Genomic DNA, 22,320 nt, shown 5'->3' with positions numbered 1-22,320 from the left:
AGGGCAACCCTTCATGGCCTCCGGTTTCCGCGCGTGAAGACTTCGTTGCGACCGTTGCCCGGCCGGTGCGCCGACGCGCAGGATGAGCGGGCCCGGCCGCGCGGACGAACGCGCGGCGAACGGGCGGCCGACAGGAGGCGATCGTCGTCGTGTCCGCACAGCAGATCCATCTCGCCGTACTCCCGCCCGTGGCCGACGACCCCGGCCCGGACGGCCTGGCCGGGCTCACCCGGCTCGCCCGCACCGCCGAGCGCGGCGGGTTCGACTTCCTGCTCCTGCCCGAGAGCGCCCCGCCCGGGCCCGAGGTCCTGACCGCCCTCGGCGCCCTGGCCGCCACCACCACCCGCCTCGGCCTGGCCGCCGGCCTCGGCCCGGTCGGCCGGCAACCCTACGAACTGGCCCGGCGGCTGGCCTCGCTCGACCACCTCAGCGGCGGCCGCGCGGCCTGGAGCGTGACGCCCGGCCCCGAGGGCCCCGCCGTCGGCGCGCTCCGGCATGCCGCCTCGCCCCCGGACGCCGACCGGCCCGCCCACGCCGCCGAGTTCCTGCGCGCCGCCCGGACGTTGTGGGACAGCTGGGCCGAGGACGACGTCCCGGCGGACCCGGACGGCGGCGTGTTCGTCCGGCCCGGCGCGGGCGCTTTCACCCACCGCGGCGAACACTTCGCCCTCGACGGCCGGTTCACCACCCCGCGCGCCCCGCAGGGCCACCCCGTCGTCGTCCGGACCGTCGCCTCCGCACGGGACCTCGACCCGGCGGCGGCCGACGCGGACGTGGTGATCGTCCCGTTCACCGGGCTGGAGGAGGCCCGGAGGATCCGGCAGGACCTCGCCGGCCGGCTCGCCGCCCACGGCCGGTCCCCCGACGGGCTCAGGATCCTCAGCGCCGTCGGCTACGCGCTCGGCGAGACCCCGTCGGCGGCGCGGGACGGCGCCGCCGACGTCACCGGCACCCCGCGCCAGGTCGCCGACGCGCTCACCGCGCAGGTGCGCGGCGGCGGCCCGGACGGCTTCCTGCTCACCCCGCACCCGGCCTCCGGCCCGCTGGAGGACTTCGTCGACCTGGTCGTCCCCCTGCTCCAGGCGGACGGCGCGCACCGCACCCTGTACGCCGGCACCACCCTCCGCGACCACCTCGGGCTCGCCCAGGCCCGCCGACCCAGCCGGGAGAACGCCGTATGACCGGCCCCGCCGACACCGTTCACGGCCTGCCGCCGCTGCACCTCGCCGTCGCCCTGGACGGGGCCGGCTGGCACCCGGCCGCCTGGCGCGCCGAGGGCGCCCGCCCCGGCGAGCTGTTCACCGCCGGCTACTGGGCCGGCCTGGTCACGGAGGCCGAGCACGGCCTGCTCGACCTGGTCACCTTCGAGGACGCCCTCGCCGTCCAGTCGGTGAGCCTGCGCGGGCCCGACGAGCGCACCGACCAGGTGCGCGGCCGGCTCGACGCCGTCCTGATCGCGAGCCGGGTGGCACCGCTGACCTCCCGGATCGGGCTGGTGCCCACCACCAACGTCACCCACACCGAGCCGCTCCACCTGTCCGCCGCCCTGGCCACCCTCGACCGGGCGGGCCACGGCCGGGCCGGCTGGCGCCCGCAGATCTCCGCCCGCGCCGACGACGCCGCCCACTTCGGCCGGCGCCCGCCGGCGACGCTCAGGGAGGACGACCTCGGCTCGCCCGAGACGATCTCCGCCCGGCTCGCCCCGCTCTTCGACGACGCGGCCGAGGTGCTGGCCACCGTCCGACGGCTCTGGGACGGCCACCGGCCGGCCCTCCCCGTCACCGTCCTCGCCCACGCCCGCATCCCGTACGAACTGGCGGCCAGGGGCGGCGACGTCGTCTTCGTCACCCCGCACTCCCCCGCCGACGCCGCGGCCGTCCTCACCGAGGTCGCGGCCGCCGCCACCGCCGTCGCCCGGCCGGCCGACCGCCCCCTCAAGGTCTTCGCCGACCTGCTGGTCCTCCTCGACGAGCGCCCCGGCGAGGCCGCCCGGCAGAAGGCGCGGCTCGACGACCTCGACGGCGCCCCGCTCGCCTCCGACGCCGAGGTCTTCACCGGCACCCCCGCCGAACTCGCCGACCTCCTCCTCGCCTGGCACGCCGTCGACACCGCCGGCCTCCGCCTGGACGGCTTCCGCCTGCGCCCCGCCCGCCTCCCCCACGACCTCCTGGCGATCACCCGCGCCCTCGTCCCCGAACTCCAGCGCCGCGGCGCCTTCCGCACCGCCTACACGTCCCACACCCTCCACGGCCACCTCGGCCTGCCGGCCGGATCGCCCCGATGGGCTTGATCTCCTCGATGAGCAGGGGCGCGCAGTCTCCGCGGCCGACCGCCAGGCCCGATGGGCAACACCGCGGTCACGACGGGCTTCTGTTCACCGCGTGGGCCGGTCGGACCGGGGCGGTGCCCCGGTCCGACCGGCCTTCTCGACGCGGGACGGTCAGGCGCAGGTGACCTTGCCCGCGGTGTCGGCGGTGCAGAGGAGGGTCATGGTGCCGTTGTTGGGATCGCTCGGGTAGGGGCTGGCCGACAGGCGGGTGATGGTCAGCGGGTAGCCGGTGCCCGGGGTCAGCTGACCGAGGGTGAAGGAGATCAGCGGGGTGATCGCCTGGTGCCCGGCGGCGATGTCGACCATGTCGCAGGTCAGGAGCCGCTGCGCCGCGTCGACGGTGCACGCGGACGGGCTGGTGCGGCTGGTGAAGCCCTCGGGGTAGCTGAGCTGGTAGCGGACGTTCGTGGCGTCGTTCGTACCCACGTTCACCATGTGGGGCGTCACGGAGAAGGTGCCGCCGCTGACGGCCCCCTTCGTCCAGGCCACGAACGGCAGCGGGTTGGTGGACGGGGCGGGGCGCGACGGGACGGAGGCGGGGCCCTGCCCGCGCTCGTTCACCGCGGTGACCTGCACCTCGGCGTGGTCCGCCTCGATCTGCGCGACGCGGTCGGCGGGGATCGCCAGCGACGTCTCGGTGCCGGGCACCCTCCCCAGGACCGTTTCGGCGCCGGCCGGGTCGCTCCGATCGTGCACCACGGTCACCACGTACTCCTGGATGGCGCTGCCGCCGTCGGCGGGCGCGGTCCAGCTGACGGTCGAGCCGTCCGGGCTGATCCCGGGGTGCTTCGGGGCGCCCGGGAGGGTCGAGCCGTGGTGGACGGCCGCCTGGGCGGTGGCCGGCGGGCAGGTGGGCGTGCCGGCGGTGGTGGCGTTGACCAGGTCGACGTAGTGGCTGGGGCGCGGGTGCGGCGGGGTGTAGAGGCCGTTCTGGTCGACGGTGCCCAGCGAACCGGGCGTCATGGACCAGGTGACCCCCTGGCCGGGGTCGCATCCGGCGGGCCAGGTCACGGTGTACTGGTGCTGCCCGGCCGCCGCGGTCAGGCTCTCGGAGGACGCCGCGCCGCGCGCGCCCAGGGCGAGGGACGAGCCGCCGGACAGGGACGGTCCGGGGAAGGGGCCGGCGGCCTTGTACAGGTCGAAGCTCGTGTTGTACAACTCACCGCCGGCGGACATGCTGGCGACCTTGAAGTCGACGACGAAGTACAGCGCGACCTTCAGTGGTGCCTTCACCGTCAGCCATGGGTTGGCGGAGGTGTCCGCGTTGATCTCGATGGCGGGCGTGATCTCCAGCCGCGGGCCGACGAGGTTGTAGACGAGGATCTCGAGCGCCACGGGGAAGGCGAAGGTGACCTTGGCCGCCGCGTTCAGCGAGTAGTCGAACGTGGTGACGGGGTCCTTGGTCAGGTCCGTCTTGTGGACCGTCCCGGTGTTGTCACGGTTGATCCTGCCGCCCATCGTCCGCTCGTAGGAGGCGGAGAAGGAGAACTTGATCGACCCGTCGATCGAGGTCTCGGTGTAGACCGTCAGCGAGGGGCACAGCACGACCGCGTACACCGTCAGGCAGGTCGCCGGCTTGAGGCTGAGCAGCGGTTCGCGCTGCGTCTCGTGCTTGTACGCGATGCCCAGTTCGCCTTGGATCGACGCCTTCGCGGTCGCGGTCGCGGAGAAGTCGTAGGTGAGGGTGTAACCGCGGGGATCCACGGCGTAGTAGTTGGGGTCGCGTTCCATGCCGGCGGTGGCCGACCAGTTGGTGCTCAGGCTCAGTGCCGCGGTGAGCTTCGCCGTGACCGTCGTGTTGTCGCCCAGCCGCTCCTTCATCTTGGGATCGTTGGTGAGCTTCTCGGCCAGGTCGAGGGTGAAGGTCTTGCTCGCTCCCGGGCCGGAGCCCTGGGAGGCCACCGACGCCTGGACGTTGGGGTTGAGCATCTTGATCCGGTAGCCGTCGGGACCGGAGGCCAGCCGGCTGCCGGTGGCGGTGAAGGCCAGGGACAGGAAGGCCTGCTCCAACGCGGCATGGCTGGTGGTGACGGTCACCCTGCCGCCGACGGTGCTGATCTTCTCCACCGTGCGCAGCAGTCCGTCGTGGAGCAGCGGGTTACTGCTCTCCCCGACGACGATGACGTTCTTCACCTTCAGGCCGGTCACCTGCGCGGGCGGGTCGGTGAACACCACGCTGTTGCCGGTGACCTCGGTGACGGCCGCCGCCGAGGCGGCGGACAGCAGCACCGTGCCGGCCGCGAGGACCGGGGCGGGCTCGGCCTTGACCACGGCGCTGGTGGCGCCGCGCGCGCCGTCCTGCTGGGTCGCGGTGACCGTGATCGCGTACTCGACGCCCGGAGCCAGCGAGGTCAGCGTCGCCTGCTTCGTGGCGGCCGGCACGGTCGCCGTGGCGGGCGGGTGGCCCGGGGCGGTGGCGTCCACGGTGTAGCTGGTGAGGGTGTTCCCACCGTCGTCCAGCGGGGCGTCCCAGGTCACCTTCAGCGAGGACGGATCGGGCTGGCCGCCGTCCGCGCCGACCGGCGGCGGCGCGGCGATCACGTCCTGCGGGGCGCCGGCGGTGTAGGCGGGCCTGGTGAGGACGGTGCCGTTGTCGTTGGCGCCGGTGGTCTGGCTGTCCGAGGTGCCGGCCGGTCCGGTCCCGGCCGCGTTGGTGGCAGTGACCGAGACGAAGTAGTACCTGTTGTCGACCAGCCCGGTGACGGCGGTGCTCAGCACATCGCCCGCCACGTTCACGGTCACGCTCGCGCCCGGGCCGTTCGGCGTCGCGGTGACGGTGTAGCCGGTCACGGGCGAGCCGTTGGGGTGGGCGGGGTTCCAGGAGGCGATCAGCCCCTCGTGCCGGCCCAGCAAGGTGGCCAGGGTGGGGGCCAGCGGCGCCTTGGGCGTCTGCGGGCCGCCGATGAAGGCGGGCGAGGTGCCGGAGACGGTGCCGCCGGCGGTGGTCTCGACGGCCCGGAACGCGTAGTTGACGTCGTCGGTCAGACCGCCGATCTCGACCACCGGCGGGTTGGCCGGGTCGGGGTGGTTCACGGTACCGACGGCGAACGCCGGGAAGCCCGCGTTGCCGTCCGCGTCCAACGGGTAGACGTACACGTCGACCTTGGCCAGCGCTTCCTGGGCGGTGTCACCGGGGGTGACGGTCACGTGCACGGTGCCGGAGGCGAACGGCTGCACGGAGTCGATCAGCGGCGCCTGCACCGCCTGGGTCAGGGCGCCGGCCCGGGCCGGCGCCGGAGCGGCGCCGGCCGCTCCGACCGTTCCCGCGCCCAGCCCCAGCACGATCGCGACGGCCAGGACCGAGCGGCCGCGTAAGCGCCCGGTCCCGGTCTTCCTCGAATGCCACATGGTCACTACCTCTCCGCCCGCGGCACACACGGGTCCGCGGGACCGGGCCCCGGTGGGGCCCCGCCGGATGCTACCGACGGGGAAGCGGAACCAAACCATCCTCAACTCAGTGCAATTGCACCAGAATTGGCGTCCAGTGAGCCTCCCGCGACAGGCGTACGGAACGTGGTCAGGGCCCTTGGACTCCGGGTGTCGGCGGGGCCCCGTAGATTCGGCGCGACCGCCTACCAGCCGAGCGATTCCCGGACAGGACAGCGAGCCCCATGAACCCCGCGATCCCGATCCCCCCGATCCCCCCGAGCGACGCGCACGGCGTCGCGCTCACCGAGCGTGCCGTCGCCGCCGTGGCGGCCGACCCGCACCGGCCGATCCTGGAGTACGGCCCGTGGGCCGGGCCGTGGCTGACCGGTGCGCCCGAGCCGCTGCCGGACGGGCTGTTGGCCGGGGCGGTCTTCCCGAGCGGGCGGCCGCTGCCGCCGAGCCTGCGGCGCTGGCTGGCGTTCGACGCCGGGCTGCTGCGCCGGTTCGGGTGGCTCGACGGGGACGGCCGGTTCACGCCCCGGTCGCTGGGCGAGCTGGCCCGGGAGGAGCTCGGCGAGGTCTGGGGCTCGTGCTTCGACACCGTGTCGGACCGCTTCGACGAGTGCTTCCTGCTCGCCGGCGGCTCGGACTCGCGCCGGGTGCTGGCGACCGGGGCGGGCGACGAGTACGGCGAGTACCCGGTGTTCGCGCTGGACATCGACGACGTCCCCTGTGTCGAGCTGATGTACCCCGGGCTGGACGTCTACCTGGCCGACACCGCCGGCGTCATCACCGTCGGGCTCGACGGCTACTCCCGCCTGGCCCGGGACCCGGTGTACGCCCGGCGGATGCTCACCCACGCCCGGCGGGTGTTCGGCGGCGAGTTCGCCGAGCAGTGCTTCCCGGAGTTCTGAGGCCGGGACAGCAGGGGGCGCGGGGCGTGCGCCGGGTCACCCCGCCCCCGTGTGTACGCCACCGGACATGACGCCTGCTCCGCTCATCCACGCTGGCGTACACACGGGGCCCGCGGGCGGTGCCCCGCGCAGGGAAGGCGGCACCGGTCGTGCGACTTCCGCTCACCGCCCACACCCGTCGGCCGTGGCGCGTCCACGAGGTGACAGACTTGCCCGCCATGGGTGAGAGCGAGGCCGCGCGGGGTGTTCCGCTGCTGGTGGTGGACGGGGCCAACGTCGTGGGCTCGGTGCCCGACGGCTGGTGGCGCGACCGGCGGGGCGCGGCGCAGCGCCTGCGCGACGCGCTCGCGCCGCTCGGCGGCCACGGACTGGGCGGCGCCGCGGGCGAGGAGCGCCCCGGTCTGCCCGCGTGGGCGCGGACCGGGCCGTTGGAAGTCGTCCTGGTCGTGGAGGGCGCCGCCCGGGGAGTGGCGGCGACGCCGGAGGTCCGGGTGGAGGCCGCGAGCGGCAGTGGCGACGATCTGATCGTCGACCTGGTCGCGGCGGCGCTGGCCGCGAGCCCCGGACGGGACTGCCTGGTCGTCACGGCCGACCGCGGGCTGCGTGCCCGGGTCACCGCCCTCGGCGCCGCGGTGACGGGGCCGCGCGCCGTCCGCCCCCGCTGACCACCGGCGCCAGGCCGCTCACAGGGCCGGCGGCAGCCGGCCGTACAGCTCGGCCACCGCCCCCGGCAGGGACGGCCCACCGGGGTCCGCCGCCCACCGGCCGGCCACCGAGGTGGGCAGCATCACCACCGCGACCAGCAGCGCCGCGGCGGCGAAGGCGGCGAACCCGGCGAGGCTCAGCGGCAGCTCCATCCAGGTGCTGAGCCAGGTCACCAGCCACAGTTTCAGCAGGTTGCCCGCCGTCGCGACCGCCAGGCCGGCCGCCGAGCGCAGCCGCACGCCGCGCCCCGGCAGCGAGAGCCGGCTGAACTTGGGGCCGAGCACGGCCCCCAGGGCGACCAGGGTGAGCAGTTGCCGCCAGCCCGGGCCGTTCGCCAGCACGGCGCCGTCGAGCACGGCGACCACCAGCGCCAGGCCGGCCACGGCGAGCAGGTGCCGGGCGACGCCGCGCAGCGCCGCGCCGTCCCCGTCGTGGTCGGCCAGGACGGACCAGAGCTGGCGCACCGTCACCCCGACGAGCATCACCACCACCGCGGCCACCACCGTCGCGCCCGGCCCCGACAGCCCGGCCGGCAGGCCGAGCCCGCCGGCCAGGCGCACCGCCAGCCAGAGCGCCGCCGGCTCCGCCGCCAGCAGCACCGGTACCAGCAGGAGCGCCCCGAGGCAGGACGCGCACGAGCGGTCCGGCGGGAACCGGCGGACCAGCGCGCCCCCGGCGGCGTGCACGGCCACCAGCAGGCCCGCCGCGCCGAGCACGGCGGCGCCCCGGTTGGCGGGCGGACCGCCCAGGTCGAAGCCCGCCACCACGGCGGCGGCCACGGTGAGGCCCACGGCGGTGGCCACCAGGTCGAGCAGCTGGGCGGCCGGACCGGTCGCCGGCCGGGATCCGTTCGACATCCGTCCCCCCGGAGTCGGGCGTGTTGGGCCATGGTTCCCCCGCCGCCCGCCCCCGACCCGTCCGACGGTTCGTCATTTCGGCTGATCAAGGGCGCACCGGAGCGCCGGCCACAGCAGTACGCCGGGGCGCACCCCCGCGCTCCCTAGCACGAAACGGCGCGTGCTCGTGGCAAGTTCACCGGGAGTCCGCTCGCATTGGCGAACTGGGCGTGGGCGCCCGTGCGCGGGGGGCGGCGCACGGTAAACCTGAGCCCGACACCGGCCCGGTCGCGGGTCCCGGAGTCCGGCCGGGCCGCTCCCGCCGGCGCGCGCAGCGCACGGCGACGGCGGGCCCCGGCGCCACCCGCCCCGCCCTGACCACGCACGCCCCCGGGCCGACCGCCCGCCCGTCCCTTCCCCCCGCTCTTCGACCGTTCTGAGGATGCTGAATGCTTGGTGCTGGTTCGTCACCCGGACGCCGGCGCTCCGCCCCCGTGCTCGTCTGGCTCCTGCCCACCCTCGCGACGGCCGCCGTCGCCGCCGTCACGGTGGCCGCGGCCTCTCCCGGCGCCCGGACCGGGGTCGCCCTGTGCGCGGTGGTGGGCACCCTGGCGGTGGTCCTGGTGGCCGCCGAGGCCGCCCGCCGGGGCCGGACGGCGGAGGAGTTGCGCGCCCGGGCGCTCCAGCGCGAGGGCGAGTTGCTGCGCCGGCTGACCCGGCAGGAGACCGAGTACGTCCGGCTGGCCAAGTCCGTCCTGCCCGCCGCGATGACCAGGCTCTCGATGGGCGAGGGCCTGGAGAACGTGGTCCGCGCGTACACCCTGCAGGACGTCACGGTCGGCGCCGAGTTCCGGGCGGCGCAGCAGACCCTGCTGCGCGCCGTGCTGGAGATCGTCGAGAACGAGGAGGCGCGGCGCGAGGCCGCCCAGCGCTCCTTCGTCAACATCGCCCGCCGCGTCCAGGCGATCGCCCACCGGCAGGCCGCCGAACTGCGCAGCATGGAGCACGCGCACGGCACCGACCCCGCCGTCTTCGGCGACCTGCTGCTGCTCGACCACGGCAACGCCCTGATCGGCCGCCTCGCCGACAGCATCGCGGTGCTCGGCGGCGCCCGGCCGGGCCGCCAGTGGAACAAGGCGGTGCCGCTGTACAGCGTGCTGCGCGGCGGCATGTCGCGCATCCTCGACTTCGAGCGGGTCGAGCTGCACCCGGTCTCGGACGTCGCCGTGGTCGGCCCGGCCGTCGAACCGCTCATCCACGCGGTGGCCGAGCTGCTGGACAACGCCACCCGCTACTCCCCGCCGCACACCCTCGTGCACCTGACCGCGGTCGAGGTGCAGAGCGGCATCGCGATCGAGATCGAGGACGGCGGGCTGAGCCTCAGCGAGGAGGGCCGGGCCCGGGCCGAGCGGATGCTGGCCGAGGCCCAGGCCGGCCTCGGCCTCAACGAGCTCGGCGAGACGCCGCGGCTCGGCCTCGCGGTGGTCGGCCGGCTCTGCCGGGCGTACGGCTTCCAGGTCTCGCTGCGCCCCTCGGCCTACGGCGGGGTGCGGGCGGTGCTGGTCTTCCCGCAGGAGCTGATCACCACCGCCCCCGCGACCGGGCGCGCCCACGGCATCGGCGTCACCGGCTCGTCCGGCCCCGACCCGGTGGACGACCGCCGGCCGCACACCTCGCCGCCGCCGCGCCGCCCGCTGTTCGGCCCGCCGCCCGGGCCGCTCAGCGGCACCCGCAGGGCGTTCGACGGCACGCCGACCGGCGGGGACGGCGTCCCGCTGGTGACCGAGCGGACCGCGGGCGGTCTGCCCCGGCGCCGCCGGCACTCCGCGCCGGCCGTCCGGTTCGGCGCCGGTCAGGCCGTCCCCACCGGCGGCACCCCCGCCCGCGGCACCCCGACCGGCGGCGGACCCATCGGCGGCGGACCCATCGGCGGCCCCGGCCCGGCCGCGGCCGGGCCCGGTGGACCGGCGGACGGGGGCAACGACGCGGTGCAGCCCGGCCTCTGGCTGGCCGCCTTCACCGAGGGCATCAACGGCACCGGACCGGCCGACCACAGCGACGGAGACCCGACGGGGACGCGGAAGGACGAGCGATGATTCAGCCACGGACCAACCTGGACTGGCTGCTCAAGCAGCTCGCGGACGAGGTCCCGCTCGTCCGCAACGTCGTCGTGCTCTCCGCCGACGGCCTGCGGATCGCCCAGTACGGCACCGCGCCCGACGCCGCCGACCGGCTCGCCGCCGCCTGTGCCGGGCTGCAGAGCCTGGCCGCCGCCGTCGGCCACGAGTTCCCGCACGGGGACGGCCGGATGCGGCTGGTGGTGATCGAGATGGGCGGCGGCTTCTTCTACCTCATGGCGGCCGGTGCCCGCGCCTACCTCGCGGTGCTCGCCGACGAGGGCGTGGACGCCGGGCTGATGGGCCACCGGATGCGCGACCTGGTCGCCCGGATCGGCGAGCACCTCAGCACACCTCCGCGAAGGGGCGAGCCCGTCGCATGAGCACCACCGGCGGGGACTGGGGCGACGAGGCCCCGGAACGCTTCTACGTGGTCACGCGCGGCCACACCCAGCCGGCCGGAGAGGCCGCGCTGGACCTGGTCACCCTGATCGTCTCCCGGGCGGAGCCCGCCCCCTCGATGCCGCCGGAGCACGCGGCGATCCTGCGCCTGTGCGGATCGCCGCTCTCGGTGGCCGAGGTCTCCGCCTACCTGCGGCTGCCCGTCAGCGCGGTCACCCAGCTGCTGGCGGACCTCGTGGCCGGGGAACGGGTCGAGGCGCGCGCCGCCGTCCCGGCCGCCCTACTCCCCGACCGTGCCCTGTTGGAGGCGGTGATGCATGGACTTCAGCGGCTCTGACACGGTGCTCGGGCCGGCGGACGAGGATCTGCTGCCGGACTCGGCCGCTGCGGCCGTCAAGGTGGTGATCGTCGGCGGCTTCGGCGTCGGCAAGACGACCCTGGTCGGCTCGGTGAGCGAGATCCGCCCGCTGACCACCGAGGAGACGATGACCCAGGCCGGGGCGGAGGTCGACGACCTGGCCGGGATCGAACGGAAGTCCGAGACCACCGTCGCGATGGACTTCGGCCGGATCAGCATCAGCGACGAGCTGGTGCTCTACCTGTTCGGCACGCCGGGGCAGGAGCGGTTCTGGTTCCTGTGGAACGGCCTGTTCGAAGGGGCGTTGGGGGCGGTCGTGCTGCTCGACACCCGCCGGCTGGAGATCAGCTTCGACGTGATCGGGCGGCTGGAGGACCGCGGCGTGCCGTTCGTCGTCGCCGTCAACGCCTTCCCCGGCTCCCCCGACTGCCCGGACGAGGAGCTGCGGCTCGCGCTCGACCTGCCGGCCGAGGTCCCGATCGTGGCGTGCGACGCCCGGGTCCGCGAGTCCGGGCGGGACGTGCTGCTCGCACTCATGCACTACCTCTACGACCTCGCGGGGCCGCCGCCTGCCCACTGACCCGCGCCCCTCCCCACCTCCGTCCCCCGCCCGCCGCACACCCCCGGAGCCACCGTGACCTCCCCGTTCCGTGACGACGCCCCCCTCGCCCCGCCGGCCGGCTGCCCCGCCCACCGGGCCGGCGCCCCGGGCGGCCGGGACCAGGCCGTGCTCGACGCGCTCGACGACCCCGGCCCCGACGAACCCGGCCTCGACGAGCTGCCCGTCGCGGGGCTGCGCCGGCTCTACGGGCCCGCGGCCGAGGCCGACCCGTCGGCCCTCTACGAGCAGCTGCGCGCCGAGTACGGCGAGGTCGCGCCCGTGCTGCTGCACGGCGACCTCCCGGCCTGGCTGGTCCTCGGCCACACCGCGAACCTCACCGTGCTGCGCACGCCCTCGCGCTTCTCCCGGGACTCGCGCCGCTGGACGGCGTTCCGGCAGGGCCGGGTCGCGGCGGACTCCCCGCTGATGCCGGTCATCGCCTGGCAGCCGCTCTGCGTGTTCGCGGACGGCGCGGAGCACCGCCGGCTGCGCGGCGCCGTCACCGACGGCCTGAACGGCACCGACCGGCGCGGGGTCCGCCGCTTCGTCACCCGCTACACGGCCGAGCTGGTCGAGGAGTTCGGCGGAGACGGCCGGGCCGAGCTGGTGAGCCGGTTCGCCGAGCACCTTCCGATGCTGGTGATGACCCAGCTGGTCGGCATGCCCGAGGAGTACGGGCCGCGGCTGGTCGAGGCGGCGCGCGACCTGATGAAGGGCACCGAGACGGCCATCGCCAGCAACGACCACGTGGTGGCCTCGCTGCGGCGCACCGTCGAGCGCAAGCGCAGCGACCCCGGCCCCGACCTGTGCACCCGGCTGATGCAGCACGAGGCCGGGCTCACCGACGAGGAGGTGCTGGAGCACCTGCGGGTGGTGCTGCTGGCGGCGAACGAGACCACCGTCAACCTGATCGCCGACACACTGAAGATGATCCTCACCGACGAGCGGTTCCGCGCCCATCTGTCGGGCGGTCATATGACCGTGCCGGACGCGCTGGACCAGGTGCTGTGGGACGCCCCGCCGATGTCGCTGGTGGCCGGGCGGTGGGCGACCGGCGACACCGCGCTCGGCGGCCGCCGGATCAGGGCCGGCGACATGCTGCTGCTGGGCCTGGCCGCCGGGAACGTCGACCCGGTGGTGCGGCCGGACCTGGCGAAGCCGCTGCACGGCAACCGCTCCCACCTGTCCTTCGGCAGCGGCCCGCACGAGTGCCCGGGCCAGGACATCGGCCGGGCCATCGCGGAGACCGGGATCGACTGCCTGCTCACCCTGCTGCCGGACCTGCGGCTCGCCGTCCCGGAGTCGGAGCTGACCTGGACCTCGGCCTGGCTGTCGCGCCACCTGGTGGAGCTGCCGGTGGAGTTCACCCCGCGCGAGCACCTGCCGGAGGCGGTGGCGGCCGCGGCGAGCGCGGGGGCCGCGGCCCCGGCGCCGGCCGAACCGGTGCCGGTGGAGTACGTGGAGCCGGTGGAGCCCGAGGCGCCGCCGCCGCCCGGGCCGCGGCGCGGGTGGTGGGACACGTTCGCCGGCTGGCTGCGACACTGACCGCCGGACCGGGGCGCCGGGGCTAGAGTCGGCCCGAAGCCCCAGCTCCGACCACCGGAGGGTGACCTCGTGTCCCTGGTACGCGTCCACAACTTCTCCGTCTCGCTCGACGGCTACGGCACCGGCGAGGGGCAGACCCTGGAAGCACCGTTCGGCCACGCGGGCGACCGGCTGCACCGCTGGTTCTTCCGTACCCGGACCTTCCGCGCCATGCTCGGCGAGGAGGGCGGCGAGACCGGCGTCGACGACGCCGTGGCGCGCACCTGGGGCGACGGCATCGGCGCGGAGATCATGGGGCGGAACAAGTTCGGCCCGCAGCGCGGCCCGTGGCAGGACCACGACTGGAACGGCTGGTGGGGGCCGAACCCGCCGTTCCACACCCCGGTGTTCATCATGACCCACCACCCCAGGCCCAGCGTGGAGATGGCGGGCGGCACCGTCTTCCACTTCGTCGACGGCTCCCCCCAGGAGGCCCTCGCCCGCGCCCGCGAGGCCGCCGGCGACCTCGACGTCCGGATCGGCGGCGGCCCCAGCACCGTCCGCGCCTTCCTCGCCGCCGACCTGGTCGACCACCTCCACGTAGCCGTGGTCCCGATCCTCCTCGGCCGCGGCGAACGCCTCTGGGACAGCCTCGAAGCCCTGGAGGACCGCTACGACGTCGAGTCCGTCACCACCCCCAGCGGCGTCACCCACATGACCTTCACCCGGCCCCCGGCCGACCGTCGGACCGGCACCGCGTCGTCGTAGCGGTCGGACAGCGCCTGAAGGCAGTCCTCCGGGCGGGCGGCCGGCAGCGGCGGTGTCAGGTCGGTGCGGCCGAGCTCACGCCACGGGACGGCGGCCTTCTCCGCGCGGCCCGGCCGGGTCCTCGACGGCCGGCCGCCGCATCTGCGACGTCCATCCGCCGTACAGCCGATCGGCGCCGGCGAGCCGTTCCCCGCCGCCGGTGGCGGCCGCCCGCCCGGTCACCCCTAACGTTCGAGGAACGGGAGCAGGGCGGTGGTGAGTTCGGTGGGGGCGTCGACGGGGATGAGGTGGGCGGCGGTGGGGAACTCGATCAGCTGGGCGGCGGGGATCCCGGCGGCGTAGCGGCGGCCGATGTCCTGGAAGTCGGCGACGTCGAGGCTGCCGGTGGCCACCAGGGTGGGGGCGGTGATGGTGGCGAGGTCGCCGGTGGTGACGCCCTGGGAGTGCTCGCCGACGGCGGCCTGGTTCGCCAGGGAGGTGCGCAGCGGGCCGCGGAGGCGGTCGGCCGTGCCGGGGGCCACGTCCTCCCAGCGGCGGGCCGGGCCGCGCACCCACATGTCCAGGTTCACCTGGACGGCGGTGTCGAGGTCGCCCGCGGCCAGCGCCGCCGTCTCGGCCTCGTCGTAGGCGATCATGTCGGCGGACCAGTGGTAGCCCGGCCACGGCGCGGCGAGCAGGGCCAGCGCGTGCACCCGCTCCGGGTGGGTGAGGGTGAAGTCCACGGCCACCCGGCCGCCCCAGGAGGCGCCGACCAGGCGGACGCGGTCGTGGCCGAGGTGGTCCAGCAGGCGGCGCAGGTCGTCGGTCTCGCGGAACGGTCCGGTCGGCGGCGCGGACTCGCCGAAGCCGCGCAGGTCGTAGCGGATGACGGTGTGCCGCTGCGCGAGCGCCGGGACGACGGCGTCCCACATGCGGTGGTCGGCGATGCCGGCGTGCACCAGGACTACGGGCGGGCCGTCGCCGGTGACGACGTAGGAGAGGTGGCCGAGATCGTCGGTGAGGGTGAGCATCCGCAGATGCTCGCAGGTGGCGGGCGCATGCGCCACCCATGAACGATCACCGCGGGCGCGACCGGTGCGCCCCCGGCCCGCCCGGGTGCGCCCCGGCCGGGAGGGTCGGGTGAGGTTTACCGCTCCCGCCGGGGTGCGATATCCGAGGCTGCAAGCCGGATCCGGCGGTCGGCCGGATCGGGCGGTCGAGGGAGGGGACACCCGGATGACAGACATCCACCGGTCCGCGCTGCGGTACACCGCCGACATCACCGCGGAGGACATCGACGGCCTGGCGGGGTTCATCGGCCGGCGGCTGGTGCTGCTGAGGGAGGGGGCCGGCGCGGCGGGGAGCGAGGAGGAGCGGGTCGGGGACGCGCTGTCGCAGACGGTGGCGGCCCTCACCGACAGCGCGCGGGAGGTGCTCGGCGCGCTCGCCGAGCGGGCGGCGGCCGCCGCCCCGGAGGAGGAGGGCCGGCGCCCCGACGACGGGGTGGAGGAGTTGATGGTCCGGCTCAGCACGCTCTGGCGGTACCTGCTGACGGCCGCCGAGGCGTGGAGCCACCTGCCGGACTACGACGTGGCGCGCTGGCGCCTCGACGGCCACCTGGACGCCGAGCACGAGGCCCGGGCCCGCTGGCTGGCGGCCGGTCAGGCCTGGTAGGACGGGGGCCGGCCCGGCCCTGGTGGGCGGGCCGGCCACGGCGAGGATCCGGGTCAGCCGTTCCAGGGGTTGGCGTTCTGGTCGTTGATGTACGTCCAGAAGCGCACGCCCTTCGGCAGGTTGCCGCTGGCCCAGAAGGTCCAGCCACCGGTCCACTGGTAGTAGTCGCCGTAGTGGCCGTCGTGGAACTCGGCCTGCCGCCAGGTGCGCCCGAACTGCGTGCGGCAGACGGTGTTGGCGGCCTCCGGGCTGGTCAGCTCGGTGCCCTTCACGGGGCGGCTGATCTCCACGGCGCCCAGCGCCCAGCCATTGTAGAAGCCGAGCGAGAGCCCGGCCGGCGCGGGGCGGTTGTCCTGGTTGAGGCAGAGCACCGGCAGCGCGTTCCAGGCCGGGGTGTCACCGTCGTACGCGTTGCTGGCGGTGCCGCCGGGGCCGCCGACCTGGACGGTCCCGCCCACCCCGTAGTTGAGGACCTCCCAGGTCATCCCGAGGTGGTTGGCCGTCGTGGTGGCCTGCGCGGCCGGGGCGGCGGTCAGCGGGGCGAGGGCGGCGACGGCGGTGGCGGCAGCGACGGCGGCGAAGCGCTTGATGCGGTTCATGGGTCCGTTCCTCCAGGGAACTCCGGGGGGTGATCACGGCGCCGCTCCCCTGCGGGGCCGGCACACACAGACCCTCTCAACGACGCGCACGATTCTGGCATGATCTGCTCATCGGATCGTCACCAAACGCGACTGTCCGACAGCGGTGCGCAGGCCCTGGGGAGGGGAACGCATGGAGTTCGCGATTCTGGGACCGCTGGAAGTCCGGACCGACGGGGGTGACAGGGTCCGGTTGGGGGGCGTGCGCCAGGAACGGCTGCTGGCGGTCCTGCTGCTCAACGCGGGCGGCGCCGTCCCGGTGGCCCGGCTGGTGGACGCCGTCTGGGACGACCGTCCGCCGGCCACCGCCGACCGCCAGGTCCGCAACCTGGCGGGGCTGTTGCGCCGTGGCTTCCGTAAGGCCGACCCGGCCGGGCCGCCCGCGCTGGAGACCGACGGACGCGGCTACCGGATCCTGCTCGACGGCCACCGGCTGGACGCCAGGAGCTTCGCCGACACCCTCGCCCGCTCCCGCCGGACGGCCGCCGCCGGGCAGCCGGCCGAGGCGGCGACGGAGTTGCGGGAGGCCCTCGCACTCTGGCGCGGGCCCGTGCTCGACGGACTGACGGGGCGGTCGATCGCGGCGGGCGCCGTACCGCTGGACGAACTGCGGCTCACCGCCTGGGAGGACTGCCTCGATCTGGAGGCCGCGCTCGGCCGGCACCGGGCGAGCATCCCCGAACTCACCGCGCTGGTCGCCGACCATCCGCTGCGGGAGCGGTTCACCGGGCAGCTGATGCGGGCGCTGCACGCCTCCGGGCGCACCGCCGACGCCCTGGCGGTGCACCGGCGGTTCACCGGCCGGCTCGCCGAGGAGCTGGGCCTCGACCCGAGCCCCGAACTGCGGCGGCTGCACCTGGAGCTGCTCAGCACCGAGACGCTCCAGGAGGACGGTCCGCGCGGCGCGCGGGACCCGGACGAGCCGCGCCACGCGCCCCGCGCCACGCCACCCCGTCCCGCCCAACTGCCGCCCCCGCTGGCCACCTTCACCGGGCGAGGCGCGGAACTCGCCGCCCTGGACGCCTTCGCCGAGGCCGCGACCGACACTTCGGCAACGGCCGACGCCACCGCGACGACCGCTCCCGCCGCCCGGATCTGCGCCGTCTCCGGCAGCGCCGGGATCGGCAAGAGCACCCTGGTCGTCCAGTGGGCGCACCGCCGCCGCGAGCACTTCCCCGGCGGCCAGCTCTACGCCGACCTGCACGGCTTCTCCGCCGAACCGCCGCTGCCCCCGCACGCCGTGCTGGCCCGCTTCCTGCGCGCCCTCGGAGTACCCGGCGACCAGGTGCCGAGCGTCCCCGAGGAGGCCGCCGCGCTCTACCGCTCGCTGCTGGCCGGCCAACGGGTGCTGGTGGTGCTGGACAACGCGCGCAGCGCCGAGCAGGTCCGCCCGCTGCTCCCCGGCGCGCCGGAGTGCCTGACCGTGGTCACCAGCCGCTCCGGCCTGGCCGGGCTCACCGCCCGGGACGGCGCCCGCCCGCTGGCCCTGGACCTGATGCCCGCGCGGGACGCCGTCGCGCTGCTCGATCGCGTCATCGGCGGCCGGCGCGCCCGCTCCGAGCCGGCCGCCGTCACCGAACTGGCCGCCGTCTGCGGCCGGTTGCCGCTCGCCCTGGCCATCGCCGCCAGCCGCCTCGCCGAGCGCCCCGGCCGGACCGTCGCCGACCACGTCGCCGAACTGCGCGACACCGGGGACCGGCTGACCGCGCTGGCGATCGACGGCGACGCCACCTCGGCCGTGCGGGCCGCCCTCGACCTCTCCTACCGCGCGCTGCCCGCGACCGCCCGTACCCTCTTCCGGCTGCTCTCGCTCGCCCCCGGCCCCGGCCTGTCCGCGGCGGCGGCCGCCGCGCTCTGTGGCGAACGCGCCGCCGTCGTGCGCCCCGTCCTGGAGCAGCTGACCACTGCCCACCTGCTCACCCACGAGGGCGGGGAGCGCTACCGGCTGCACGACCTGCTGCACCTGTACGCCGCCGAACGCGCCGCCGCCGAGACCGGCCTGGCCGTGCGCACCGCCGCCCGGGAACGGCTCGGCACCTGGTACCTGCACCACGCCGACGCCGCCGCCCGGCTGCTCACCCCGCACCGCCGGCGGATCCCGCTCGACCCGCCCGGTCCCTGGTACGAGCCGCCGGCGTTCCGCACCGCCGCCGAGGCGCAGCGCTGGTGCGAGAGCGAGCACCCCCAGCTGCTGGGGGTGGTGCGGGCGGCCGCCGGGCACGGCCCGGACGACCTGGCCTGGCGGCTGGCGGTGGTCCTGTGGAGCTACTACTTCACCAGTCCGCACCTGGACGACCGGGAGGAGGCGGCCCGGCTGGCGGTGGCGGCGGCCGGGCGGGCCGGCGACCGCTACGGCGAGGGCCACGCCCGCGACGACCTCGCCACGGCGCTCGGCGCGCTCGGCCGGCACGACGAGGCGCTTGCCGAACTCCGGCTGGCCCGCGCCCTGTTCGCGTCGATCGGGGACCGCGAGGGCGAGGCGGATGTGATCGGCCACCTGGGCGACCACTGTCTCGGCACCGGCGCCTACGGCCAGGCGCGGCTGTACTACCAGGGGGCGCTCGCGCTGCTCCGGGCGCAGCCGGAGGAGCGCCGGGACGACTGGGCGATCCGGGTGTGCGAGACCAACATCGGTGTCACCGCGATGCTGGCGGGCCGCGGCCGGGAGGCGGAGGAGTACCTGCACCGGGCTCTGGACCGCCACCGCTCCACCGGGGACCCGGTGTTGGAGGGCATCACGCTCTACCACCTGGGCGACCACCACCGCCGGCTGGACCACCCGGAGCAGGCGGCCGAGCGGCTGCGCCAGGCGCTCGCGGTGATCGACGGGACGACCGGCCACCCGCGGCTGCGCGCCGAGGTGCTGGCCGCGCTCGCCGCCCTGGGCGAGCGGCCCGAGGGGCCCAAGCGGACCGAGCGGACCGAGCATCCCGAGCGGTCCGGCAGGCCGGAGCGGCCCGACCGGACCGGCGGACGGTCTTGACGAAGAAGCCAAGGAAAAGGTGTTCTGTACCACGGAGCCGACCCGCCGGCCGCCGCGCCGCCCCGGTGGGGGTATAGCCCGGAGCCGTACCCCCGGGTGACATCTCCCCCGCCGGCGGACGGGGCTCCTACGGTTTCCCGCAACCCCCACACCCTGACCGCGGGAGACCCCCATGCTCCGACGACCCGCCAGGGCCGCGTGCGCCGTCCTGGCCACCGCCGCCCTCGCTTTGACGGCACTCCAGGGCACCGCCGGCGCGGCCGCCCCGGACCCCGGTTCCACCGCGGCGGTCCGGGCCGCCGCCGCGGCCGCCTCGGCCGCGCCGGACACGCTCGGCGTGGCCGCCGCCACGCCCGAGGTGCTCGACGCGCTGCAGCGCGACCTCGGCCTGACGGCCGGCCAGGCGCGGGCCCGGATCACCAACGAGGCCCGGGCCGGCGCCAGGGCCGGCGCACTCGCCCAGGGCCTGGGCGGCAGTTGGGCCGGCTCCTGGCTGGAGGGCGCCGACGCGGCCGGGCTGGCGGTCGCCACCACCCTGGCCGCCGACGCCGCGACGATCCGCGCGGCGGGCGCCCGGCCGGTGCTCGTCGCCCGCCCGCTGGCGGCGCTGGAGGGCGCGCTGGCCGCGCTCGACCGGGCCGCCGGGCACGACGCCGCGGGCCGGGCGGACGCGCTGGCGGCGCCGGTGCGCTTCGTCGACGTGCGCGACAACACCGTGGTGGTGCAGGCCACCGACCCGGCCGCGGCCGAGCGGCTGGTCGCCGCCGCCGGGGTGGACCGGGCGGCGGTGCGGGTGGAGACGCTGGCCGAGGCCCCGCGTCCGCTCTACGACCTGCGCGGCGGCGACGCCTACTACATCGACGGCAGTTCGCGCTGTTCGATCGGCTTCCCGATCACCCGGGGCACCACCCAGGGCTTCGTCAGCGCGGGCCACTGCGGCCGCGCCGGCTCCAGCACGACCGGCGCCAACCGCGCGGCCCAGGGCAGCTTCCAGGCCTCGGTCTTCCCGGGCAACGACATGTCCTGGGTCGCGGCCAACAGCAGCTGGACGGCGACCCCGTACGTGAACAGCGCGTCCGGCGCGGTGAGCGGCTCGGTGCAGCAGCAGGTCGGCGCCTCGGTCTGCCGCTCCGGCTCCACCACCGGCTGGCACTGCGGCACCATCCAGCAGCACGGCACCAGCGTCACCTACCAGGAGGGCACCGTCTCCGGGGTGACCCGCACCACGGTGTGCGCCGAACCCGGCGACTCCGGCGGCTCGTTCATCTCCGGGACGCAGGCGCAGGGGGTGACCTCCGGCGGCACCGGCAACTGCTCGCAGGGCGGCACCACCTACTACCAGCCCGTCAACCCGATCCTGCAGGGCTACGGGCTGACGCTGAAGACGAACTCCTCGGGCCCCGGCCCCGGCCCGGGTCCGGGCAACCCCGGTGGCACCTGGGCGGCCGGCACCGTCTACCAGGCCGGTGACACGGTGACCTACGGCAGCACCTCCTACCGCTGCCTCCAGGGCCACCAGGCGCAGGCCGGCTGGGAGCCGCCGAACGCGCCGGCGCTCTGGCAGGCCGCGTAGGGCCCCGGGCGGGGCACCCCGCCCGCAGCAGGACAGCGCGACGGCGGGCCGGCGGTGTGAGACCTTGGACGGGGGCGAACCACCAAGGAGGCCCGATGTCCTCGAAGCGTCGCCGCAAGAAGAGGGCCCGCCGCAAAGGCGCCAACCACGGCAAGCGGCCGCAGTGCTGAACCAGCACTGAGCCGGTGTCGCGACGCCGCGCCGGTCCGGACTCCCCGTCCGGACCGGCGCGGCGTTCACGCGTCGGCGGGATCCCCGTCCTGCGGCGCGTAGAAGAGACTCGCCATCGGCGCGCGCACGCTCCAGCCGAGCGCGGAGTACAGCGCCCGCCCGTCGGGCGTGGCGACCAGGATCCCGGTGCCGGCGCCGGCGCGGTGCCCGGCGTCCTGGAGGGCGCGCATCACCACGGAGCCCAGGCCCCGGCGGCGGTGTCCGGGGTCGGTCTCGATCTGGTCGGCGACGGCGGTCGCCCCGGTGACGGCGAGCTGGCCGCGCGCGGCGAACCGGCCGTCACCGGTGCGCACCAGGACCCGCACCACGCCGCCGCGCCACCAGCTGGTGAGGGTGTATCCGGCGGGCACCACCGGGCTCGCGGCGGCGAGCGGGACGGTCATCAGATAGCCGGGGACGTCGTACCGCCAGCCGGGGCCGAGCCAGGGGCGGACAGTGTCGTCGTCGGCGAAGAGCTTCAGCCAGGTGCCCGGCGCGGTGGTGGCCGCGACCAGCTTCCGGACGTCGGCCTCGGCGGGTTGCGGCAGCACGTGCCGGGCCACCTGCCGCGGCTGCCCGACGTCGACGCTCCATCCCCAGGGCTCGTCCACCGGATCGGCCGCACCCCGCGACACGATCCAGCCCCCGACCCAGGCCCGCACCAGCTCGTTGACGGTGGGCTCGTCCACCCGCCACCCCCTGTAAGAGTCACTCATGGACTTCACATCTTACCCGGGCTGGGCGGCACTGGGGCGGGACGGGTCCAGGGGGTGCACGGCGACCTCCTCGGCGGGCGGGGCGGAGGTGATGACCGTCCACCCGCCGCCCGGGCCCGCCGCGACCGCCTGACCGCCGCGACCGGTCCCGTCACGCCTTGCGGGCGCGGCGCGGTGGGCGCAGCATCCTGGGCATGACGACCGACGAGGAACAGATCCGGGCCCTGATCGAGGCGTGGGCGGCGGCGGTCCACCGGGGCGACCTGGCGGGCGTGCTGGCGGACCACGCGGCGGACATCGTCATGTTCGACGTGCCGCCGCCCTACGAGGGCGTCCGGGGCATCGACGCCTACCGGGCGGTCTGGCCACCGTTCTTCGAATGGCAGGCGCGCGGCGCCGCGTTCACGATCGAGTCGCTGGACGTCACGGCCGGCACCGACGTCGCCTTCGCGCACGCGCTGCTGCGCTGCGGGACGCCGCAGGACCTCGCCGAGCGCCCCGCGCAGCGGCTGCGGCTCACCCTCGGGCTGCGCCGCCAGGACGGCCGCTGGGTGGTCGCGCACGAGCACCACTCCTTCCCGGAGGTCACCGCGGCGGAGTAGCCGCGGAGAGGTAGCCGGGGGT

Annotated in this window: 20 protein-coding genes and 1 pseudogene; 15 read left to right on the top strand and 6 right to left on the bottom strand. The window is 75.9% G+C overall.

The window, feature by feature from the left end:
• Positions 1-149: 149 nt before the first annotated feature.
• Positions 150-1,181, top strand: a complete 1,032-nt coding sequence (locus tag ABTX81_RS23190) for an LLM class flavin-dependent oxidoreductase (protein WP_350548716.1) — start codon at positions 150-152, stop codon at positions 1,179-1,181.
• Entirely contained in the window at positions 1,178-2,290 is a 1,113-nt protein-coding gene (locus ABTX81_RS23185) for an LLM class flavin-dependent oxidoreductase (protein WP_350548714.1), read from the top strand. The genes ABTX81_RS23190 and ABTX81_RS23185 overlap by 4 nt, the downstream gene beginning before the upstream one ends.
• Positions 2,291-2,440: 150 nt before the next feature.
• On the opposite strand, the gene ABTX81_RS23180 is transcribed toward ABTX81_RS23185, so the two are convergent.
• Positions 2,441-5,677, bottom strand: a complete 3,237-nt coding sequence (locus ABTX81_RS23180) for a fibronectin type III domain-containing protein (protein WP_350548712.1) — start codon at positions 5,675-5,677, stop codon at positions 2,441-2,443.
• Between the two features lie 263 nt (positions 5,678-5,940).
• Here ABTX81_RS23180 and ABTX81_RS23175 point away from each other — a divergent pair, with 263 nt between their 5' ends.
• Positions 5,941-6,612, top strand: a complete 672-nt coding sequence (locus ABTX81_RS23175) for a hypothetical protein (protein ID WP_350548710.1) — start codon at positions 5,941-5,943, stop codon at positions 6,610-6,612.
• Between the two features lie 218 nt (positions 6,613-6,830).
• Positions 6,831-7,277, top strand: a complete 447-nt coding sequence (locus ABTX81_RS23170; RefSeq protein ID WP_350548708.1) for a PIN domain-containing protein — start codon at positions 6,831-6,833, stop codon at positions 7,275-7,277.
• A gap of 18 nt (positions 7,278-7,295) precedes the next feature.
• Here the strand turns inward: ABTX81_RS23170 and ABTX81_RS23165 are convergent, their stop codons facing one another.
• Positions 7,296-8,174, bottom strand: a complete 879-nt coding sequence (locus ABTX81_RS23165) for a hypothetical protein (RefSeq protein ID WP_350548706.1) — start codon at positions 8,172-8,174, stop codon at positions 7,296-7,298.
• A 428-nt stretch (positions 8,175-8,602) separates the two neighbouring features.
• Here ABTX81_RS23165 and ABTX81_RS23160 point away from each other — a divergent pair, with 428 nt between their 5' ends.
• From ABTX81_RS23160 to ABTX81_RS23135, 6 genes are all read left to right on the top strand, one after another.
• Complete coding sequence (locus ABTX81_RS23160; protein ID WP_502892833.1) at positions 8,603-10,249, top strand: ATP-binding protein; 1,647 nt, start codon at positions 8,603-8,605, stop codon at positions 10,247-10,249.
• The gene (locus ABTX81_RS23155; protein ID WP_350548702.1) at positions 10,246-10,653 is read left to right on the top strand and encodes a roadblock/LC7 domain-containing protein; all 408 of its coding nucleotides are present in this window, start codon (positions 10,246-10,248) and stop codon (positions 10,651-10,653) included. Before ABTX81_RS23160 ends, ABTX81_RS23155 begins: the two co-directional genes overlap by 4 nt.
• Positions 10,650-11,009, top strand: coding sequence for a DUF742 domain-containing protein (locus ABTX81_RS23150; protein ID WP_350548700.1), 360 nt, complete (start codon positions 10,650-10,652; stop codon positions 11,007-11,009). Before ABTX81_RS23155 ends, ABTX81_RS23150 begins: the two co-directional genes overlap by 4 nt.
• Complete coding sequence (locus tag ABTX81_RS23145; protein WP_350548698.1) at positions 10,990-11,610, top strand: GTP-binding protein; 621 nt, start codon at positions 10,990-10,992, stop codon at positions 11,608-11,610. Before ABTX81_RS23150 ends, ABTX81_RS23145 begins: the two co-directional genes overlap by 20 nt.
• Positions 11,611-11,664: 54 nt before the next feature.
• Positions 11,665-13,176 (top strand): cytochrome P450, encoded by a 1,512-nt coding sequence (locus ABTX81_RS23140; RefSeq protein ID WP_350548696.1) that lies wholly within the window; start codon positions 11,665-11,667, stop codon positions 13,174-13,176.
• A 69-nt stretch (positions 13,177-13,245) separates the two neighbouring features.
• Positions 13,246-13,923: a dihydrofolate reductase family protein gene (locus tag ABTX81_RS23135; protein ID WP_350548694.1), complete on the top strand. Its 678-nt coding sequence runs from the start codon at positions 13,246-13,248 to the stop codon at positions 13,921-13,923.
• Here ABTX81_RS23135 and ABTX81_RS39700 read toward each other — a convergent pair.
• Together ABTX81_RS39700 and ABTX81_RS23130 are read right to left on the bottom strand one after the other, a co-directional pair.
• Positions 13,920-14,027, bottom strand: a pseudogene (locus ABTX81_RS39700) (aminoglycoside phosphotransferase family protein); the annotation flags it as partial. The gene ABTX81_RS23135 and the pseudogene ABTX81_RS39700 overlap by 4 nt on opposite strands.
• Before the next feature lie 120 nt (positions 14,028-14,147).
• Positions 14,148-14,969 (bottom strand): alpha/beta fold hydrolase, encoded by an 822-nt coding sequence (locus ABTX81_RS23130; protein WP_350548692.1) that lies wholly within the window; start codon positions 14,967-14,969, stop codon positions 14,148-14,150.
• A gap of 169 nt (positions 14,970-15,138) precedes the next feature.
• On the opposite strand from ABTX81_RS23130, the gene ABTX81_RS23125 reads away from it, so the two are divergent.
• Complete coding sequence (locus tag ABTX81_RS23125; RefSeq protein ID WP_350548690.1) at positions 15,139-15,576, top strand: hypothetical protein; 438 nt, start codon at positions 15,139-15,141, stop codon at positions 15,574-15,576.
• Positions 15,577-15,629: 53 nt separating this feature from the next.
• Here ABTX81_RS23125 and ABTX81_RS23120 read toward each other — a convergent pair whose 3' ends face one another.
• Positions 15,630-16,175 (bottom strand): hypothetical protein, encoded by a 546-nt coding sequence (locus ABTX81_RS23120; RefSeq protein WP_350548688.1) that lies wholly within the window; start codon positions 16,173-16,175, stop codon positions 15,630-15,632.
• 172 nt (positions 16,176-16,347) lie between these two features.
• Here ABTX81_RS23120 and ABTX81_RS23115 point away from each other — a divergent pair, with 172 nt between their 5' ends.
• The 3 genes from ABTX81_RS23115 (at position 16,348) to ABTX81_RS39695 (ending at position 20,940) form a co-directional block, all read left to right on the top strand.
• On the top strand, positions 16,348-19,197 hold the full coding sequence (locus ABTX81_RS23115) for an AfsR/SARP family transcriptional regulator (RefSeq protein ID WP_350548686.1): 2,850 nt from the start codon (positions 16,348-16,350) through the stop codon (positions 19,195-19,197).
• Between the two features lie 172 nt (positions 19,198-19,369).
• Entirely contained in the window at positions 19,370-20,770 is a 1,401-nt protein-coding gene (locus ABTX81_RS23110; protein WP_350548684.1) for a carbohydrate-binding protein, read from the top strand.
• A 95-nt stretch (positions 20,771-20,865) separates the two neighbouring features.
• Positions 20,866-20,940 (top strand): hypothetical protein, encoded by a 75-nt coding sequence (locus tag ABTX81_RS39695; RefSeq protein ID WP_502884254.1) that lies wholly within the window; start codon positions 20,866-20,868, stop codon positions 20,938-20,940.
• Positions 20,941-21,006: 66 nt separating this feature from the next.
• Here ABTX81_RS39695 and ABTX81_RS23105 read toward each other — a convergent pair whose 3' ends face one another.
• Positions 21,007-21,696 (bottom strand): GNAT family N-acetyltransferase, encoded by a 690-nt coding sequence (locus ABTX81_RS23105; protein ID WP_350548682.1) that lies wholly within the window; start codon positions 21,694-21,696, stop codon positions 21,007-21,009.
• A 194-nt stretch (positions 21,697-21,890) separates the two neighbouring features.
• Between ABTX81_RS23105 and ABTX81_RS23100 the strand changes: the two genes are divergently transcribed.
• The gene (locus ABTX81_RS23100; RefSeq protein WP_350548680.1) at positions 21,891-22,298 is read left to right on the top strand and encodes a YybH family protein; all 408 of its coding nucleotides are present in this window, start codon (positions 21,891-21,893) and stop codon (positions 22,296-22,298) included.
• The last annotated feature ends 22 nt before the right edge of the window (positions 22,299-22,320 follow it).

Source organism: Kitasatospora sp. NPDC097605 (assembly GCF_040302725.1).
Lineage (GTDB): Bacteria > Actinomycetota > Actinomycetes > Streptomycetales > Streptomycetaceae > Kitasatospora.
The sequence above is the reverse complement of the archived record's forward strand: the minus strand, read 5'-3'. Positions and strand labels throughout refer to the sequence as shown.

Coding starts and splice junctions, on each gene's coding strand:
- ABTX81_RS23185 (WP_350548714.1), top strand. CDS start 1,178: ATGACCGGCCCCGCCGACACCGTTCACGGCCTGCCGCCGCTGCACCTC.
- ABTX81_RS23180 (WP_350548712.1), bottom strand. CDS start 5,677: ATGTGGCATTCGAGGAAGACCGGGACCGGGCGCTTACGCGGCCGCTCG.
- ABTX81_RS23175 (WP_350548710.1), top strand. CDS start 5,941: ATGAACCCCGCGATCCCGATCCCCCCGATCCCCCCGAGCGACGCGCAC.
- ABTX81_RS23170 (WP_350548708.1), top strand. CDS start 6,831: ATGGGTGAGAGCGAGGCCGCGCGGGGTGTTCCGCTGCTGGTGGTGGAC.
- ABTX81_RS23165 (WP_350548706.1), bottom strand. CDS start 8,174: ATGTCGAACGGATCCCGGCCGGCGACCGGTCCGGCCGCCCAGCTGCTC.
- ABTX81_RS23160 (WP_502892833.1), top strand. CDS start 8,603: ATGCTTGGTGCTGGTTCGTCACCCGGACGCCGGCGCTCCGCCCCCGTG.
- ABTX81_RS23155 (WP_350548702.1), top strand. CDS start 10,246: ATGATTCAGCCACGGACCAACCTGGACTGGCTGCTCAAGCAGCTCGCG.
- ABTX81_RS23150 (WP_350548700.1), top strand. CDS start 10,650: ATGAGCACCACCGGCGGGGACTGGGGCGACGAGGCCCCGGAACGCTTC.
- ABTX81_RS23145 (WP_350548698.1), top strand. CDS start 10,990: ATGGACTTCAGCGGCTCTGACACGGTGCTCGGGCCGGCGGACGAGGAT.
- ABTX81_RS23125 (WP_350548690.1), top strand. CDS start 15,139: ATGACAGACATCCACCGGTCCGCGCTGCGGTACACCGCCGACATCACC.
- ABTX81_RS23120 (WP_350548688.1), bottom strand. CDS start 16,175: ATGAACCGCATCAAGCGCTTCGCCGCCGTCGCTGCCGCCACCGCCGTC.
- ABTX81_RS23115 (WP_350548686.1), top strand. CDS start 16,348: ATGGAGTTCGCGATTCTGGGACCGCTGGAAGTCCGGACCGACGGGGGT.
- ABTX81_RS23110 (WP_350548684.1), top strand. CDS start 19,370: ATGCTCCGACGACCCGCCAGGGCCGCGTGCGCCGTCCTGGCCACCGCC.
- ABTX81_RS23105 (WP_350548682.1), bottom strand. CDS start 21,696: ATGAGTGACTCTTACAGGGGGTGGCGGGTGGACGAGCCCACCGTCAAC.
- ABTX81_RS23100 (WP_350548680.1), top strand. CDS start 21,891: ATGACGACCGACGAGGAACAGATCCGGGCCCTGATCGAGGCGTGGGCG.